The sequence below is a fragment of the Streptomyces sp. NPDC058650 genome, assembly GCF_042717315.1.
Lineage (GTDB): Bacteria > Actinomycetota > Actinomycetes > Streptomycetales > Streptomycetaceae > Streptomyces.
Map to the genome: position 1 here is coordinate 456705 of NZ_JBHXRL010000002.1, position 17354 is coordinate 474058.

Annotated in this window: 15 protein-coding genes; 11 read left to right on the forward strand and 4 right to left on the reverse strand. The window is 71.7% G+C overall.

The genetic code is table 11. From position 1 onward, the window contains the following. Positions 1-45: 45 nt before the first annotated feature. The 7 genes from aroA to ACFWWU_RS05860 all read left to right on the forward strand — a co-directional run bounded on the left by aroA (position 46) and on the right by ACFWWU_RS05860 (position 9027). Positions 46-1281 (forward strand): 3-phosphoshikimate 1-carboxyvinyltransferase, encoded by a 1236-nt coding sequence (gene aroA / locus ACFWWU_RS05830; protein WP_384139428.1) that lies wholly within the window; start codon positions 46-48, stop codon positions 1279-1281. Positions 1282-1315: 34 nt separating this feature from the next. Further along, a complete protein-coding gene (gene dxr / locus ACFWWU_RS05835; RefSeq protein ID WP_384139431.1) occupies positions 1316-2575 on the forward strand; it encodes a 1-deoxy-D-xylulose-5-phosphate reductoisomerase in 1260 nt (419 codons plus the stop codon). Next, positions 2572-3879, forward strand: coding sequence for a M50 family metallopeptidase (locus ACFWWU_RS05840; RefSeq protein ID WP_384139434.1), 1308 nt, complete (start codon positions 2572-2574; stop codon positions 3877-3879). Before dxr ends, ACFWWU_RS05840 begins: the two co-directional genes overlap by 4 nt. A 103-nt stretch (positions 3880-3982) precedes the next feature. Continuing rightward, complete coding sequence (gene ispG, locus ACFWWU_RS05845) at positions 3983-5140, forward strand: flavodoxin-dependent (E)-4-hydroxy-3-methylbut-2-enyl-diphosphate synthase (RefSeq protein WP_384139437.1); 1158 nt, start codon at positions 3983-3985, stop codon at positions 5138-5140. 698 nt (positions 5141-5838) lie between these two features. Further along, positions 5839-6684, forward strand: a complete 846-nt coding sequence (locus ACFWWU_RS05850; RefSeq protein WP_384139440.1) for a GNAT family N-acetyltransferase — start codon at positions 5839-5841, stop codon at positions 6682-6684. A 28-nt stretch (positions 6685-6712) separates the two neighbouring features. Continuing rightward, positions 6713-7258 carry a GNAT family N-acetyltransferase gene (locus ACFWWU_RS05855; protein ID WP_384139442.1) on the forward strand — a complete coding sequence of 182 codons (546 nt, stop codon included), beginning with the start codon at positions 6713-6715 and terminating at the stop codon, positions 7256-7258. Positions 7259-7326: 68 nt separating this feature from the next. Further along, positions 7327-9027 carry a proline--tRNA ligase gene (locus ACFWWU_RS05860; protein ID WP_384139445.1) on the forward strand — a complete coding sequence of 567 codons (1701 nt, stop codon included), beginning with the start codon at positions 7327-7329 and terminating at the stop codon, positions 9025-9027. A gap of 68 nt (positions 9028-9095) precedes the next feature. Here ACFWWU_RS05860 and ACFWWU_RS05865 read toward each other — a convergent pair whose 3' ends face one another. The 4 genes from ACFWWU_RS05865 to ACFWWU_RS05880 form a co-directional block, all read right to left on the reverse strand. After that, on the reverse strand, positions 9096-10016 hold the full coding sequence (locus tag ACFWWU_RS05865) for a slipin family protein (RefSeq protein WP_384139448.1): 921 nt from the start codon (positions 10014-10016) through the stop codon (positions 9096-9098). Between the two features lie 66 nt (positions 10017-10082). Further along, positions 10083-10982, reverse strand: coding sequence for an aminoglycoside phosphotransferase family protein (locus ACFWWU_RS05870; RefSeq protein WP_384139451.1), 900 nt, complete (start codon positions 10980-10982; stop codon positions 10083-10085). A gap of 46 nt (positions 10983-11028) precedes the next feature. Beyond that, on the reverse strand, positions 11029-11445 hold the full coding sequence (locus ACFWWU_RS05875; protein WP_384139454.1) for a ferritin-like domain-containing protein: 417 nt from the start codon (positions 11443-11445) through the stop codon (positions 11029-11031). Continuing rightward, entirely contained in the window at positions 11442-11999 is a 558-nt protein-coding gene (locus tag ACFWWU_RS05880; RefSeq protein WP_384139457.1) for a hypothetical protein, read from the reverse strand. Before ACFWWU_RS05880 ends, ACFWWU_RS05875 begins: the two co-directional genes overlap by 4 nt. Before the next feature lie 178 nt (positions 12000-12177). Between ACFWWU_RS05880 and rimP the strand changes: the two genes are divergently transcribed. The 4 genes from rimP (at position 12178) to infB (ending at position 17292) form a co-directional block, all read left to right on the forward strand. After that, the gene (gene rimP / locus ACFWWU_RS05885; RefSeq protein ID WP_384139460.1) at positions 12178-12675 is read left to right on the forward strand and encodes a ribosome maturation factor RimP; all 498 of its coding nucleotides are present in this window, start codon (positions 12178-12180) and stop codon (positions 12673-12675) included. Between the two features lie 2 nt (positions 12676-12677). Then, the gene (gene nusA / locus ACFWWU_RS05890; protein ID WP_384139463.1) at positions 12678-13673 is read left to right on the forward strand and encodes a transcription termination factor NusA; all 996 of its coding nucleotides are present in this window, start codon (positions 12678-12680) and stop codon (positions 13671-13673) included. Positions 13674-13748: 75 nt separating this feature from the next. Then, positions 13749-14030 carry a YlxR family protein gene (locus ACFWWU_RS05895; protein ID WP_317599664.1) on the forward strand — a complete coding sequence of 94 codons (282 nt, stop codon included), beginning with the start codon at positions 13749-13751 and terminating at the stop codon, positions 14028-14030. A gap of 145 nt (positions 14031-14175) precedes the next feature. After that, positions 14176-17292, forward strand: coding sequence for a translation initiation factor IF-2 (infB, locus tag ACFWWU_RS05900; RefSeq protein WP_384139466.1), 3117 nt, complete (start codon positions 14176-14178; stop codon positions 17290-17292). Positions 17293-17354: the final 62 nt, after the last annotated feature.

Below are 17354 nucleotides of genomic sequence, written 5' to 3' on the forward strand. Positions count from 1 at the left end.
GGAACGCGGGGCCGCCCGCCCCGCCCACACGGCAGGATGACGCCCGTGACCGTCATCGACATCCCCGGCTCCAAGTCCGTCACCGCCCGCGCGCTCTTCCTCGCCGCCGCCGCGGAGGGCACCACCACCCTCCTCAGGCCGCTCGTCTCCGACGACACCGAGGGCTTCGCCGAAGGCCTCACCGCCCTCGGCTACGAGGTCCGCCGCGAGCCCGGCGCCTGGCACATCGAGGGCCGGCCCGACGGCCCCGGCGCGGACACGGCCGAGGTCTACTGCCGCGACGGCGCCACGACCGCCCGCTTCCTGCCCACCCTCGTCGCCGCGGGCCGCGGCACGTACCGCTTCGACGCCTCCGCCCAGATGCGGCGGCGCCCCCTCGCGCCCCTGACGGAGGCCTTGCGGACCCTCGGCGTCGACCTCCAGCACGGCGAGAAGGAGGGCCACCACCCGCTCGCCGTCCACGCCCACGGCGTGAAGGGCGGTGCGCTCACCCTCGACGCCGGGCAGTCCTCCCAGTACCTGACGGCCCTGCTCATGCTGGGCCCGCTCACCGCCGAGGGCCTCGACATCACCGTCACCGACCTGGTCTCGGAGCCGTACGTCGAGATCACCCTCGCGATGATGCGGGCCTTCGGGGCCGAGGTCGCCCAGGACGGCCGTACGTACCGGGTCGCCCCCACCGGCTACCGGGCGAGGACGTACGGCATCGAGCCCGACGCCTCCACCGCAAGCTACTTCTTCGCCGCGGCCGCCCTCGAACCGGGCCGCTCCGTCACCGTCCCCGGCCTCGGCACCGGCGCCCTCCAGGGCGACCTGGCCTTCGTCGACGTCCTGCGCCGCATGGGCGCCGACGTCGAGATCACCGACACCGGCACGACCGTCCGCTCCACCGGCACCCTGCGCGGACTCACCGTCAACATGCGGGACATCTCCGACACCATGCCGACCCTCGCCGCGCTCGCGCCCTTCGCCGACGGCCCCGTCCGCATCGAGGACGTCGCCAACACCCGGGTCAAGGAGTGCGACCGCCTCGACGCCTGCGCCGAGAACCTGCGCCGCCTCGGCATCACCGTCCGCACCGGCCCCGACTGGATCGAGATCCACCCCGGCACCCCCGCAGGACCCGTCGAGATCGCCACCCACGGCGACCACCGGATCGTCATGTCCTTCGCCGTCACCGCCCTGCGCGCGCCCGGGATCACCTTCGACGATCCCGGCTGTGTGAAGAAGACGTTCCCCGACTTCCACCGGGTCTTCGACGCGTTTGTCCACACCCCGTGAAGTCCGCACAGCGTTTGCGGCAAGAATGGGGGGCATGAGCGACCGCCCCTCTCCTCTCGCCGATCCCCATAGCGTCTTCTCCCCCGTGGATGTGGACGCAGGACGCCGGGACATCGTCGTCCTCGGCTCGACCGGGTCCATCGGCACCCAGGCCATCGACCTGGTGCTGCGCAACCCCGACCGCTTCCGGGTCACCGCCCTGGCCGCCTCCGGCGGCCGGGTCGCACTGCTCGCGGAGCAGGCGCACCGGCTGAAGGTCGCCGCGGTCGCGGTCGCCCGCGAGGAGGTGCTGCCCGAGCTGCGCGAGGCGCTGAAGGCGCTGTACGGCTCCGAGCCCCTGCCCGAGCTCCTGGCCGGGCCGGACGCGGCCACCCAGCTGGCCGCCTCCCCGTGCCACACCGTGCTCAACGGCATCACCGGCTCCATCGGCCTCGCGCCCACGCTCGCCGCCCTCGAAGCGGGCCGCACCCTCGCCCTCGCCAACAAGGAGTCGCTGATCGTCGGCGGCCCGCTGGTCAAGGCGCTCGCGAAGCCGGGTCAGATCATCCCGGTCGACTCGGAGCACGCGGCCCTCTTCCAGGCGCTCGCCGCCGGCACCCGCGCCGACGTCCGCAAGCTGGTCGTCACGGCCTCCGGCGGCCCCTTCCGCGGCCGTACGCGCGAGCAGCTGGCCGACGTCACCCGCGAGGACGCGCTCGCCCACCCGACCTGGGCCATGGGCCCGGTGATCACGGTGAACAGCGCCACCCTGGTGAACAAGGGCCTGGAGGTCATCGAGGCGCACCTGCTGTACGACATCCCCTTCGACCGCATCGAGGTCGTCGTGCACCCCCAGTCGTACGTCCACTCGATGGTGGAGTTCACGGACGGCTCGACGCTCGCCCAGGCGACCCCGCCCGACATGCGCGGCCCCATCGCCATCGGCATCGGCTGGCCCGAGCGCGTCCCGGACGCGGCCCCGGCCTTCGACTGGACCAAGGCCTCCACCTGGGAGTTCTTCCCGCTCGACACCGAGGCCTTCCCGTCGGTCGGCCTGGCCCGGCACGTCGGCGAACTGGGCGGCACGGCCCCCGCCGTCTTCAACGCGGCGAACGAGGAGTGCGTCGAGGCGTTTCTCGCCGGGCGGCTGCCGTTCAACGGAATCATGGATACGGTCACAGCGGTCGTCGCGGAGCACGGCGTTCCCGGTACGGGAACCTCCCTCACCGTCCCGGACGTCCTCGAAGCGGAGACCTGGGCGCGGGCCCGGGCCCGTGAGCTGGCGGCGAAGGCAACGGCGGAGGCGCGCGCATGACCGAAGTACTCCTGTACGCCCTGGGCATCGTGCTGTTCGCCCTCGGCCTGCTGGTCTCGATCGCGTGGCACGAGCTGGGCCATCTCTCCACCGCCAAGCTCTTCGGCATCCGCGTGCCGCAGTACATGGTCGGCTTCGGCCCCACGATCTGGTCGAAGAAGCGGGGCGAGACCGAGTACGGCATCAAGGCCATCCCCGCCGGCGGCTACATCCGCATGATCGGCATGTTCCCGCCGGGCGAGGACGGCAAGATCGAGGCCCGCTCGACCTCGCCGTGGCGCTCGATGATCGAGGACGCCCGCGAGGCCTCGTACGAGGAACTCCAGCACGGCGACGAGACCCGGCTCTTCTACACGCGCAAGCCGTGGAAGCGCGTGATCGTGATGTTCGCCGGACCGTTCATGAACCTGGTCCTGGCCCTCGCGCTGTTCTTCGGCTCGATGATGACGCTGGGCATCGCGGGCCAGACGACCGAGGTCGCCGGGGTCCAGAAGTGCGTCATCAAGCAGAGCGAGAAGCGCGAGAAGTGCGCGACGGGCGACCCCGTCTCCCCGGCCTTCAAGGCCGGCCTGAAGGACGGCGACAAGATCGTCGCCTTCAACGGCACGCCGGTGAACGACTGGGACGCCCTCTCCGACCGCATCCGGGAGACCATCGGCCCCGCGACGATCACCGTCGAGCGGGCCGGACAGCGCGTCGAGCTGCACCCCACGCTCGTCTCCAACAAGGTCCCGAAGAAGGACGAGGACGGCCAGGTCGTCCAGCCCCTGACGTACATCGACGCCGGCTACCTCGGCTTCGCCTCCAAGTCCGAGGTCGCGCCCCTCACCTTCGGCGAGACCACCGAACGCATGACCGACCGCCTGGAGAGCAGCGTCCACTCGGTCATCGCCCTCCCGGGCAAGATCCCCGGCCTCTGGGACGCCACCTTCGGCGACGGGGAGCGCGCCGACGACTCGCCGGTGGGCGTGCTCGGCGCCGCCCGGATCACCGGCGAACTCATGAACATCGAGGCGCCGCCGACGACGATCCTCGTCATGTTCATGGACCTCCTGGTCATGTTCAACGTCTCGTTGTTCCTGTTCAACATGCTTCCGCTGCTGCCGCTCGACGGCGGCCACATCGCGGGCGCCCTCTGGGAGTCCGTACGCCGCCACACGGCCCGGATCTTCCGGCGCCCCGACCCGGGTCCGTTCGACGTGGCCAAGCTGATGCCCGCCGCCTACGTCGTGGCCGGCGTCTTCGTCTGCTTCACCCTGCTCGTCCTCGCCGCCGACATCGTCAACCCGGTGAGGATCACGTAACTCCCAGGGGGGCCGGACACCACGGTGTCGGGCCCCCCGCCCCCGGGGCGGTAACCTCGGAGACCTGAGACCGCCGACGCACAACCTTGAGGTTGCACAGAAGATGACCGCGATTTCTCTCGGTATCCCGACCGTCCCGACCCGGCTCGCCGAGCGGCGCAAGAGCCGCCAGATCCAGGTCGGAAGCGTGGCCGTCGGCGGTGACGCCCCCGTCTCCGTGCAGTCGATGACGACGACCCGCACCTCCGACATCGGCGCCACGCTCCAGCAGATCGCCGAGCTGACCGCCTCCGGCTGCCAGATCGTGCGCGTGGCCTGCCCGACGCAGGACGACGCCGACGCGCTCGCCACGATCGCCCGGAAGTCGTCGATCCCGGTCATCGCCGACATCCACTTCCAGCCGAAGTACGTCTTCGCCGCGATCGACGCGGGCTGCGCGGCCGTCCGCGTCAACCCGGGCAACATCAAGCAGTTCGACGACAAGGTCAAGGAGATCGCCAAGGCGGCCGGCGACGCCGGCACCCCGATCCGGATCGGCGTCAACGCCGGTTCGCTCGACGCGCGGCTCCTGAAGAAGTACGGCAAGGCCACCCCCGAGGCGCTCGTCGAGTCCGCCCTCTGGGAGGCCGGCCTCTTCGAGGAGCACGGCTTCCGCGACATCAAGATCTCGGTCAAGCACAACGACCCGGTGGTCATGGTCGAGGCCTACCGCCAGCTCGCCGCCCAGTCCGACTACCCGCTGCACCTCGGCGTCACCGAGGCGGGCCCGGCCTTCCAGGGCACCATCAAGTCCGCCGTCGCCTTCGGCGCGCTCCTCGCCCAGGGCATCGGCGACACCATCCGCGTCTCGCTCTCCGCGCCCCCTGTCGAGGAGATCAAGGTCGGCATCCAGATCCTGGAGTCGCTGAACCTGCGCCAGCGCCGCCTGGAGATCGTCTCCTGCCCGTCCTGCGGCCGCGCCCAGGTCGACGTCTACAAGCTCGCGGAGGAGGTCACCGCCGGCCTCGACGGCATGACCGTCCCGCTGCGCGTCGCCGTCATGGGCTGCGTCGTCAACGGCCCCGGCGAGGCCCGTGAGGCCGACCTCGGCGTCGCCTCCGGCAACGGCAAGGGCCAGATCTTCGTGAAGGGCGAGGTCATCAAGACCGTCCCCGAGTCGAAGATCGTCGAGACCCTCATCGAAGAGGCGCTCAAGATCGCCGAGCAGATGGAGAAGGACGGGGTCGCCAGCGGCGAGCCGTCAGTCGCCATCGCGGGCTGATCACGCGGATTCTTCACGAAACCCCTCCACCCCACCGGGTGGAGGGGTTTCGTGTGCGTCACGGGCCCCGCCACAGACCACAGGGGGGGTGTGGGGGTCGGGTTGTCGGTGGCGGTGGGTAGGTTCGGGGTGTTGGTCGCGGAGGGGGTGAGTGGTGCACGGGAACTCGAAGCTACGACTGCGTGTGATCGATGCGCCGTTCGTCGCCCCCGGTCCGTCGGGTGTGGCGGTCCGCGACCGGCTCAAGCAGCTCACGTCCGGGAGCGATCGTCGCGGTCGATCCGGCTTACACCTCCCAGTGGGGTGGCCGGCACTGGCAGAGGCCGCTGGCCACCCCGCGACGCGAGATGTCCCGTCACGACGCCGCGAGCGTCGCGATCGGGCGACGCGCCCTCGGATATCCGATCCGGCGACGGACGGCACCGCCCCCGCAGCACCGGAGTGATGCTGCGGGGCATCGGACCGCCCAGGCCGGACCGGAGACGCGAGAGCGCGAGGAAACCCGCCCACCCGTCACGGAACGTGCACACGATGCACGCCGCCGAACGGGAAACACCGGAACGCGGGCAACCAGTCGGACATCCAAAACCGTTCGGGATGTCCGCAGCGACCAGGTGTGGGTACAAGACTCACTCGTGGTCACTCAGCTGGAACGGTAAAGTGCGGAGACCAGCAGATCCGTACCGTGAGGCCCCCTCGTGCTGACAGAGACCACCACCCGGGTCCTCGAACCCGCCGACCTCGGCGCCGCCCTGGCCGTCCTGGAGAGCGCCCCCGTCGAGAACGCCTTCGTGACCGCCCGCGTCCAGGTCGCCGGGCTCGATCCCTGGCGGCTGGGCGGCGAGATGTGGGGCTGGTACACCGAGGGACGACTGCGCTCGCTCTGCTACTCCGGCGCCAACCTCGTCCCCATCTGCGCCACGCCCGCGGCCGTCCGCGCCTTCGCCGACCGGGCCCGCAGGATCGGCCGCCGCTGCTCCTCGATCGTCGGCCCCGTCGAGCCCACCACCGACCTGTGGCGGCTCCTGGAGCCCAGCTGGGGCCCGGCGAGGGACGTCCGCGCCCGCCAGCCGCTGATGATCGCCGAGGAGCCCTCGACCACGGTCGCCCCCGATCCGCTGGTCCGCCGCGTCCGGAAGAACGAGCTGGACGCGATCATGCCCGCCTGCGTCGCCATGTTCACGGAGGAGGTCGGCGTCTCCCCGCTCGCGAACGACGGCGGACTGCTCTACCAGGCCCGGGTCGCCGAGCTCGTCGGCGCGGGCCGCTCCTTCGCCCGGATCGAGGACGGCAAGGTCGTCTTCAAGGCGGAGATCGGCGCCGCGACCCGCCAGGCCTGCCAGATCCAGGGCGTCTGGGTCGCCCCCGAGCACCGCGGCAAGGGCCTGTCGGAGACGGGCATGGCCGCCGTCCTCCAGTACGCCCTCGCCGATGTCGCCCCCGTGGTCAGCCTGTACGTCAACGACTACAACACCCCCGCCAGGGCCTCGTACCGCCGTGTCGGCTTCCGGGAGACCGGCGCCTTCATGAGCGTGCTGTTCTGAGACCCCGGCCGCTTGTAGGGTGCGCCGCATGGATGACGCAGACGTCGTGATCGGACCGGTCAATCTCGCCGCCCGGGTGGACGAGGCCCTCGCCGTGCAGGCGGTCGCCTTCGGCCTGGACCAGGACGAGGTCGCCGTGCGCCGCCACATCGTCCTGCGCCACCTCATGAGCCCCGGCGCGTGCGCCTACGGCGCCACCACCCCCGACGGGCGGCTCGTCGGCTTCGTGTACGGCATGCCCAACGACCGTACGCACTGGTGGTCCACCGTCGTGGAGCCGTACCTGCGCGCCACCGGCACCGCCGACTGGCTCGACGGCTCCTTCGTCATCACCGAACTCCACGTCCACCCCGACTTCCAGGGGCGGGGCGTGGGCAGCGAGCTGATCACCACGATCACCGACAAGGCCGACGAGTCGCGCTCGATCCTCTCCGCCATCGACACCGATTCCCCGGCCCGCGGTCTCTACCGCGCCCTCGGGTACGACGACCTCGCCCGCCAGGTGCACTTCCCGAGCGCCGCCCGCCCGTACGCCGTCATGGGCGCCCCGCTGCCGCTGCGGCGCGGGAACTGATTTCTCCGACGCGGGCGGCCCGGCTAACCTCGGGGCATCACCCTTCCCCCGGCAGGAGTACGAGAACCATGGCCAACGTTCCGGTCCAGCGCATGTCGAAGTTGATGGCGAAGACGCTGCGCGACGACCCGGCGGACGCCGAGGTCCTCAGCCACAAGCTCCTCGTCCGCGCCGGCTACGTCCGCCGCACCGCCGCCGGCATCTGGAGCTGGCTGCCCCTCGGCAAGAAGGTCCTCACCAACGTCGAGCGCATCGTCCGCGAGGAGATGGACGCCATCGGCGCGCAGGAGGTCACCCTGCCGGCGCTGCTGCCCCGTGAGCCCTACGAGGCGACCGGCCGCTGGGACGAGTACGGCGCCGAGCTCTTCCGGCTCCAGGACCGCAAGGGCGCCGACTACCTCCTCGGCCCGACCCACGAGGAGATCTTCACCCTCCTGGTGAAGGACCAGTGTTCGTCCTACAAGGACCTGCCGGTCATCCTGTACCAGATCCAGAACAAGTTCCGCGACGAGGCCCGCCCCCGCGCCGGCATCCTGCGCGGCCGCGAGTTCCTGATGAAGGACTCGTACTCCTTCGACACCGAGGACGAGGGCCTCGCCCAGTCCTACGCCCTGCACCGCCAGGCCTACCAGCGGGTCTTCGAGCGCCTCGGCCTCGACTACCGCATCGTCGCCGCGACCGCCGGCGCGATGGGCGGCTCGAAGTCCGAGGAGTTCCTGGCCCCGGCCGAGGCCGGCGAGGACACCTTCGCCGACTGCCCGAACTGCGACTTCGCGGCCAACACCGAGGCCGTCTCCTACGAGCTCGCGCCGGTCGACGGCTCCGCCGTCCCGGCCGCCGAGGAGATCCCCACCCCCGACACCCCGACCATCGAGACGCTCGCCGCCTCGCTCGGCGTGCCGGCCTCCGCCACGCTCAAGAACCTCCTGGTCAAGGTCGACGGCGAGGTCGTCGCCGTGGGCGTCCCCGGCGACCGCGAGGTCGACCTGGGCAAGGTCGAGGAGCACTTCGCCCCGGCGACCGTCGAGATGGTCACCGAGACCGACTTCGCCGAGCGCGCGGACCTCGTGCGCGGCTACGTCGGTCCGCAGGGCCTGGAGAAGGTGCGGTACATCGCCGACCCGCGCGTGGCGCCGGGCACGGCGTGGATCACCGGCGCCAACAAGGACGGCATGCACGCGAAGAACGTCGTCGCGGGCCGTGACTTCGAGGTCGACGAGTACGTCGACGTCGTGGTCGTCCAGGAGGGCGACCCGTGCCCGAAGTGCGGCACCGGCCTGACGCTGGACCGCGCCATCGAGATCGGCCACATCTTCCAGCTGGGCCGCAAGTACGCCGACGCCCTCAAGCTCGACGTCCTCGGCCAGAACGGCAAGCCGGTCCGCGTGACCATGGGCTCGTACGGCATCGGCGTCACGCGCGCCGTGGCCGCGCTCGCCGAGCAGACCGCCGACGAGAAGGGCCTGTGCTGGTCCGCCGAGGTCGCCCCGGCCGACGTCCACGTCGTCGCCGCCGGCAAGGCCCTCCAGACCGAGCTGGCCCTGGAGGTCTCCGACAAGCTGGCCGCCGCCGGCCTCCGCGTCCTGGTCGACGACCGCGCGGGCGTCTCCCCGGGCGTCAAGTTCACCGACGCGGAGCTCATCGGCGTCCCGAAGATCCTGGTCGCGGGCCGCCGCTCCGGCGAGGGCGTCGTGGAGCTGAAGGACCGCCGCACGGGCGAGCGCGAGGAGCTCACGGTCGACGAGGCGATCGCCCGCCTGACGGCCTGACGGCCGCACTAGCGAAGGAGGGGCCGGGCCACGCGGGCCCGGCCCCTCCTCTGCCGTGCGCGTGAGGCTCACTCACGGGTGGTGCTGTCCTCCCGCGAGGACGGCTCCACCGGCGCGCCCGTCAGGTCCTCCACCGCCTCCGACGCGTCCACCCGCCCCTTCAGGTACGCCTCGCTCAGGGGCGCGGTCACCGGCTCCGTGCCCGCCGCCACCTCGCCCGCCGCGGCCGTCGGCGCCGCGCGTTCCAGGAACCTCAGCAGTTCCACCGGGATCGGCAGGACCAGCGTCGAGTTCTTCTCCGCCGACACCGCCATCACCGTCTGCAACAGCCTCAGCTGGAGCGCCGCCGGCTGCGCCGACATCACCCCCGCCGCCTCGGCCAGCTTCTTCGACGCCTGGAGCTCCGCGTCCGCGTTGATCACCCGCGCCCGCCGCTCCCGGTCCGCCTCCGCCTGCCGTGCCATCGAGCGCTTCATCGTCTCCGGCAGCGAGACGTCCTTGATCTCGACCCGGTCGATGGCGACGCCCCAGCCCATCGCCGGGCTGTCGAGCATCAGCTCAAGGCCCTGGTTGAGCTTCTCCCGGTTGGACAGCAGATCGTCCAGGTCGCTCTTGCCGATGATCGACCGCAGCGAGGTCTGCGCCATCTGCGAGACCGCGAACTTGTAGTCCTCGACCCGGACCAGCGCGTCCGCCGCGTCGACCACCTTGAAGTACACGACCGCGTCCACCCGGACCGTGACGTTGTCCCGGGTGATGCCTTCCTGCGCGGGCACCGGCATCGTGACGATCTGCATATTGACCTTGTGGAGGCGGTCGACGACCGGCACGATCATGGTGAAGCCGGGCGAACGCACCTCCTCGCGCAGCCGGCCGAAGCGGAAGACGACCCCGCGCTCGTACTGCTTCACCACCCGCGCCGCCGCGCCCGCGTACACCGCGACCGCCGCGGCCGTGCCGGCCACCGCCACCAGCAGCTCTTCGATCATCGCGGCCCCCTGGAGCCGAGCCGACCGTACGCCGGAACCGGCGAACGTTACAAAAAGGGTATTCCCCTACAGCCAGCTCGCGAACTCCATGAGCAGCTCGGCGTCCTGGCGCCGCCCCGCCGTGAAGGCCCGCGTCCCCGACTCGACCGCGCGGAACAGCGTCCAGCCGCGCAGCCGCTCCCGGTCCATGTCCAGGGAGTCCGCCAGCTTGTTCACCCGCCGCCGGGCGGTCGAGGCGCCCGCCGAGGCGCCCACCAGGTCCTCGACCCGGTCGCGGACGAGCCGCGCCAGGTCGTAGGCGCGTTCGCCGACGAGCGGCTCGGGTCCGACGGCGAGCCAGGGGGCCCGGTCGCCGGCAAGCACCTTGCCCTGGCGGAAACAGCCGTGCAGCAGCATCGACTCGTCCGGGGCGGCCACCAGCTCCTCGCGGGCGGCGAGCGCCGCCGCGGTCAGCTCACCGGCCGCCGGGTCCGCGCGGTACGGCTCCATCGCCGCGGCCTGCCGCGCCGTCCGCTCGGCCACCGACTCGAAGCCGTGCCCCGCCGGCGGCTCGACCCACAGCTTCCGTACGGCCCCCGCGGCCTCCAGGAGCGCCTTGGCCTCCGGCAGGGAGCGCAGCGACACGTCGGGGTGCAGCCGTTCGAGGACGAGGCCGCCCTCGGCGGTCTCGTCGAGCAGCCGGACGGCGCCCCAGCCGTTCCAGTGCGCCAGCGCGTCCCGCTCCAGCTCGGGCCGGGCGAACGACGGCGCGATCTTGAGGGCGGCGGGGGAGTCGTCGGAGCGCCGGACGAGGAGGACCAGGCTGCTCCGCCCGCCGGGGGCCATCACCCGCTCGGCGTCGAGGGACGCCTGGTCGAGCATGGTCCGCGCGTGCTCCGGCAGCGGCCCGAGCCACTCGCTCGCCGCGGTGTCCCCGTACGTCTCGCCGAGCGCCCGTACGAGTCGCTGCGGCGGTTCGAAAGCCATGCGTGCGTTGTCCTTCTGACGTTCGGTCCCCGGTAGGGGGCTGGACTCACACCCGCTCGGCGAGCCCAGGAAAGGTTACGCCGCTGCCGCGCCAGCGGACGGCGCGTACGGCCGCCTCCCGCAGCGCGGCGGCCGCGTCGCGCCGCAGCGAGCCCTCGGAGGCCCTGACGAGGTCGGAGTAGACCCCGGCTACCCGGTCCTCCAGGACGGTCGCCAGCCGCACGGCGCCGGCCGCGTCGGCGACCCGGAACGGCAGCTCGTACGCGGCTGCCGCGACCACCGGCGCGCCGCCGAGGTCGCGCACGGTGCGGCGCAGCGTGTCCCGGCGGGCCCGGTGGGCCTCGTACGCGGCGGTGGCCTCCGCCCGGCGTGCCGTACCGATCCGGCCGCCGACGACCCCGTACCCGTACACCGCCGCGTGTTCGGCGGCCAGGGCCGCCTGGGCGGCGTCGAGGGCGGTCATGCCGGTGCTCCTTCGGTCAGCAGGTAGGCGTGCGCGGCGCCGGCCGCCGCCACGGAGGCGAGCAGCCTGGCGTACTCGGGCGGGGCCGTGAGCAGGGCGTTCAGGTGCCCGTCGGAGGCCTTGCGCTCGGCCGCCGCCAGGTCCTCGAGGGCCGCCCGGGGGTCGGCCGGGACCGGTACGGGCGCGGGTGCCGCCGCCGATGGCGATACCGACGCCGACGCCGAAGGGGAGGCGGTCACGGGCTTCACCGTCGTCCCGCCCTCGCCCAGGGCCTTCGCGTGCGCCACCACCGAGCGCCGCGGCGCGGTGAGCCGGGGCGCGAGGGCGGGATGCGCGGCGAGCACCGCGTCGTAACGTTCCAGCAGGTTCCGCGCGGCGGTCACCGAGCGGAGCCGCAGCGCCGCCTCGGCGCGCGCCACCCGTTCGGCTTCCAGCTCGGCGGCGCTCGGCCGCCGCGCGCTCTCGCCGTCACCGGAGGAGGTGCAGCCCACGAGGGCCGTCGCGCCCGCCGCCGCGCCCGCCCTGAGGAGTGCGCGCCTGCCCGTCGTCGTCACGCTCTCTCCCTCGTCCGTCGTCCGTCGTCGAAGATCGTCGAGATCACCGCAGGCGAGCGTACCCGCGGGCCCCGGGGCGGTGGACGGCAACACCCTCCGGGACCGGATACCCTTTGGTCTGACACGCGACGACACGCGACGAACCCACAACAGCACACGCGGCCGAGGAGTCACCCGGATGAGCACCACCCAGAGCGACAGGCTGCGCGGACTCCTTGAGCCGCTCGTCCACGCGAAGGACCTGGATCTGGAAGAGATCGAGGTGTCCCGGGCCGGCCGTCGCGGACTGCTGCGGGTGGTCGTCGATTCGGAAGAGGGCGTGGAGCTGGACGTCTGCGCCGAGCTGAGCCGTGAGATCTCCGAGAAGCTCGACGAGACCGACGCGATGGGCGAGGGCGAGTACGTCCTCGAAGTCAGCTCCCCCGGCGCCGACCGCCCCCTGACCGAGCACCGCCACTACGTGCGGGCCACGGGTCGGCTGGCCAAGCTCCAGCTCGTCGAGGGCGACGAACTCGTCGCCCGGATCCTCGCCGTGGACGAGGACGGCCTCGACCTCGAAGTGCCGGGCGTGAAGGGGCGCAAGCCCACCGCCCGCCGGGTCGAGTTCGCCGACATCGCCAAGGCGCGTGTCGAGATCGAGTTCAACCGCAAGGACAAGAAGGAAGAGGAGGCGTAGCCGTGGACATCGACGTGAAGCTGCTCAAGGGCTTGGCGAATGAGAAGGAGATCTCCTTCGACCTGCTGGTCGAGGCGATCGAGTCGGCCCTCCTCATCGCCTACCACCGCACCCCCGACGCCCGCCGCCACGCGCGTGTGGAGCTGAACCGGCAGACCGGTCACGTGACGGTGTGGGCGAAGGAAGACCCCTCCGAGCTGGAGGAGGGCCAGGAGCCCAAGGACTTCGACGACACCCCGTCGGACTTCGGCCGGATCGCGGCGAGCACGGCTCGCCAGGTGATCCAGCAGCGTCTGCGGGACGCCGAGAACGACGTGACGTTCGGCGAATACGCGCGCCGCGAGGGCGACGTCGTCGCCGGTGTGGTGCAGCAGGGCAAGGACCCGAAGAACGTCCTCGTCCGTCTGGACGACAAGCTGGAGGCCATCCTCCCGGTGCAGGAGCAGGTGCCGGGCGAGGACTACTCGCACGGTCTGCGGCTGCGGACGTACGTCGTCCGGGTGGCCCGCGGTGTCCGCGGTCCGTCCGTCACCCTCTCGCGCACGCACCCCAATCTGGTGAAGAAGCTCTTCGCCCTGGAGGTGCCGGAGATCGCCGACGGTTCCGTCGAGATCTCGGCCATCGCGCGTGAGGCTGGTCACCGCACCAAGATCGCCGTCCGTTCCACCCGCTCGGGCCTGAACGCCAAGGGCGCCTGCATCGGCCCGATGGGCAGCCGCGTCCGCAACGTGATGGCGGAGCTGCTCGGCGAGAAGATCGACATCGTCGACTGGTCGGACGACCCGGCCGAGATGGTGGCCAACGCGCTCTCCCCGGCGCGGGTCTCCAGGGTCGACGTCGTGGACCTGGCCGCCCGGTCCGCCCGGGTGACGGTGCCCGACTACCAGCTGTCGCTGGCGATCGGCAAGGAGGGCCAGAACGCCCGCCTGGCCGCCCGTCTCACCGGCTGGCGGATCGACATCCGTCCGGACACGGAGCCGACCGGTCCGCAGGACTGAGACCGCTTTTTGGCCAACAGCTGTTCGATTCTTGCCCCGAACGGGTGAGGTCGGTACGGGGAGGTAGACTTAATCGTGTCTGGCCGGACGCAAGCCCGCGTATGCCCTGAACGAACCTGTGTGGGATGTCGGGAGCGAGCGGCCAAGAGCGATCTACTGCGGATCGTGGTGAATAAGGACGAGTGCGTTCCGGATCATCGCGGTACGCTGCCCGGCCGGGGTGCGTACCTGCACCCCGCCGTGGTCTGTCTCGACCTGGCGGTCCGCCGCCGAGCGTTCCCGAGGGCCTTCAAGGTCCAGGGGCCACTCGACACCGCGGAACTCCGTCACCACGTCGAGAGGCCGGCACCGCAGTGAAGAAGTACGGCACGGATCACCGTGCGGTCAGGTACCTCGCGAGTTGGAAGTAGGTCGAGATTGCGATGAGCACTCGATGAGTACGCGATGAGTACGCCCATGAAGTAGCGACGGTCCGGCGGTAACCGGACCTAAAAGGAGCGATGTGGCTAAGGTCCGGGTATACGAACTCGCCAAGGAGTTCGGCGTAGAGAGCAAGGTCGTCATGGCCAAGCTCCAAGAACTCGGTGAATTCGTCCGTTCGGCGTCCTCGACTATCGAGGCGCCGGTCGTGCGCAAGTTGACTGACGCTTTGCAGGGTCCCGGCGGCAACGCCGGCAAGACCGCTGCCAAGCCCGGCGCGCCCCGCAAGGCAGCGCCCTCCCCCGCCGCGCCGAAGCCGGCCGCGGCATCCGCCGCGCCGTCCCCGGCGCAGGCTGTACGTCCCTCGGCCCCGAAGCCTGGAGCGCCCGCCCCGGCGGCGCCCAAGCCCGTGGTCGCCGAGAAGCCCGCCGCGGCGCCCACCTCGGGCTCGCGTCCCACCCCGGGTCCGAAGCCCCCGGCCGCGCCCAAGCCGGCGCCGGCCTCCCCGGCTCCGACGACTCCGGAGTTCACCGCGCCTCCGGCGGCCCCGGCCGCCGCGCAGCGTCCCTCCGGCGCGACCCCGGGCCCCCGCCCGGCGGCTGCCCGCCCCGCCCAGCAGGCCCCGCGCCCGCAGGGTCAGGGTCAGGGTGCCCCGCGTCCGCAGGGCCAGGGTGCCCCGCGTCCGGGCGGTGCCCGTCCGGCCGGTCCGCGTCCGGGCAACAACCCCTTCACCTCGGGTGGCTCCACCGGCATGGCGCGCCCGCAGGCGCCCCGTCCCGGCGGCGGCGCCCCGCGTCCGCAGGGCGGCCCCGGTGGCGCTCCGGGCGCTCCGCGTCCGCAGGGTGGCCCCGGTGGCGCACAGCGTTCCGGCGGCCCCGGTGCCGGTGGCGGCGCGCGTCCCACCCCCGGTGGCATGCCGCGTCCGCAGTCTCCCCGTCCGGGCGGCGCGCCCGGCGGTAACCGTCCGAACCCGGGCATGATGCCGCAGCGTCCCGCTGCCGGCCCGCGCCCCGGTCCTGGCGGTGGCGGCCGTGGTCCCGGTGGCCCCGGCGGTCGTCCGGGTGGTCCCGGCGGTGGCGGCGGCGCTCGTCCCGGCTTCGCCGGTCGTCCGGCCGGTCCCGGCGGTGGCGGCGGCGGCTTCGCCGGTCGTCCCGGTGGTCCCGGTGGTGGCGGCGGCGGTCGTCCGGGTGGTCCCGGCGGCGGTGGCGGCGGCTTCGGCGGTCGTCCCGGTGGCTTCGCCGGCCGTCCCGGTGGTCCGGGTGGACGTGGTGGCACGCAGGGCGCCTTCGGTCGCCCCGGCGGTCCCGCGCGTCGTGGTCGCAAGTCGAAGCGTCAGAGGCGCCAGGAGTACGAGGCCATGCAGGCCCCGTCCGTGGGCGGCGTGATGCTTCCCCGCGGTGGCGGCGAGGTCATTCGCCTGTCGCGCGGTGCGTCCCTCACCGACTTCGCCGAGAAGATCGGCGCCAACCCGGCGTCGCTCGTCGCGGTGATGATGAACCTCGGTGAGATGGTCACGGCCACGCAGTCCGTCTCCGACGACACGCTGACGATGCTCGGCGAGGAGATGAACTACACCGTTCAGATCGTCAGCCCCGAGGAGGAGGACCGCGAGCTGCTCGAGTCCTTCGACATCGAGTTCGGCGAGGACGAGGGTGGCGAAGAGGCTCTGGTCTCCCGTCCGCCGGTCGTCACCGTCATGGGTCACGTCGACCACGGTAAGACCCGACTTCTCGACGCGATCCGCAAGACGAACGTCGTCGCGGGCGAGGCCGGTGGCATCACCCAGCACATCGGTGCCTACCAGGTGGGTACCGAGGTCAACGGCGAAGAGCGTCGCATCACCTTCATCGACACCCCGGGCCACGAGGCGTTCACCGCCATGCGTGCCCGTGGTGCGAAGTCGACCGACATCGCGATCCTCGTGGTCGCGGCCAACGACGGCGTCATGCCGCAGACGATCGAGGCGCTCAACCACGCCAAGGCCGCCGGCGTCCCGATCGTCGTCGCGGTCAACAAGATCGACGTCGAGGGTGCGGACCCGACCAAGGTCCGCGGTCAGCTGACCGAGTTCGGTCTCGTGGCCGAGGAGTACGGCGGCGACACGATGTTCGTCGACATCTCCGCCAAGCAGGGTCTGCACATCGACTCCCTGCTGGAGGCCGTCGTCCTCACCGCCGACGCCTCGCTCGACCTGCGGGCCAACCCGAACCAGGACGCGCAGGGTATTGCGATCGAGTCCCACCTCGACCGCGGTCGCGGTGCCGTCTCGACCGTCCTGGTCCAGCGCGGAACGCTGCGCATCGGCGACACCGTGGTGGTCGGCGACGCGTACGGCCGCGTCCGGGCGATGCTCGACGACAAGGGCAACAACGTCGAGGAGGCGACCCCGTCGACTCCCGTCCTGGTGCTCGGTCTCACCAACGTGCCGGGTGCCGGCGACAACCTCCTGGTGGTCGACGAGGACCGTACGGCGCGTCAGATCGCCGAGAAGCGCGCTGCGCGTGAGCGCAACGCCGCCTTCGCCAAGCGCGTCCGCCGGGTGTCCCTCGAGGACCTCGACAAGGTGCTCAAGGCCGGTCTCGTCCAGGAACTCAACCTCATCATCAAGGGCGACGCGTCCGGTGCGGTCGAGGCCCTCGAGGCTTCGCTGCTCCAGCTCGACGTCGGCGAAGAGGTCGACATCCGTGTCCTGCACCGCGGTGTGGGTGCGGTCACCGAGTCGGACATCGACCTGGCCATGGGCTCCGACGCCATCGTCATCGGCTACAACGTCCGTGCGGCCGGCCGTGCCGCGCAGATGGCGGAGCGCGAAGGCGTCGACGTCCGGTACTACTCGGTGATCTACCAGGCCATCGAGGAGATCGAGGCGGCCCTGAAGGGTCTCCTCAAGCCGGAGTACGAAGAGGTCGAGCTCGGTACGGCGGAGATCCGCGAGGTCTTCCGCTCGTCCAAGCTGGGCAACATCGCCGGTGTCCTCATCCGCTCCGGCGAGGTCAAGCGCAACACCAAGGCGCGCCTCGTCCGCGACGGCAAGGTCATCGCCGAGGACCTCACGATCCACGGTCTGCGCCGCTTCAAGGACGACGTCACCGAGATCCGCGAAGGCTTCGAGGGTGGTATCAACCTCGGAAACTTCAACGACATCAAGATCGACGACGTCATCGCGACGTACGAGATGCGCGAGAAGCCCCGCGCCTGATCGCGTCCGATCGCAGTAGCGAGCCGGGGCCGGTCGGTGGAAGATATTCCGTCGATCGGCCC

Coding starts and splice junctions, on each gene's coding strand:
- dxr (WP_384139431.1), top strand. CDS start 1,316: ATGAGCGACCGCCCCTCTCCTCTCGCCGATCCCCATAGCGTCTTCTCC.
- ACFWWU_RS05840 (WP_384139434.1), top strand. CDS start 2,572: ATGACCGAAGTACTCCTGTACGCCCTGGGCATCGTGCTGTTCGCCCTC.
- ispG (WP_384139437.1), top strand. CDS start 3,983: ATGACCGCGATTTCTCTCGGTATCCCGACCGTCCCGACCCGGCTCGCC.
- ACFWWU_RS05855 (WP_384139442.1), top strand. CDS start 6,713: ATGGATGACGCAGACGTCGTGATCGGACCGGTCAATCTCGCCGCCCGG.
- ACFWWU_RS05860 (WP_384139445.1), top strand. CDS start 7,327: ATGGCCAACGTTCCGGTCCAGCGCATGTCGAAGTTGATGGCGAAGACG.
- ACFWWU_RS05865 (WP_384139448.1), bottom strand. CDS start 10,016: ATGATCGAAGAGCTGCTGGTGGCGGTGGCCGGCACGGCCGCGGCGGTC.
- ACFWWU_RS05870 (WP_384139451.1), bottom strand. CDS start 10,982: ATGGCTTTCGAACCGCCGCAGCGACTCGTACGGGCGCTCGGCGAGACG.
- ACFWWU_RS05875 (WP_384139454.1), bottom strand. CDS start 11,445: ATGACCGCCCTCGACGCCGCCCAGGCGGCCCTGGCCGCCGAACACGCG.
- rimP (WP_384139460.1), top strand. CDS start 12,178: ATGAGCACCACCCAGAGCGACAGGCTGCGCGGACTCCTTGAGCCGCTC.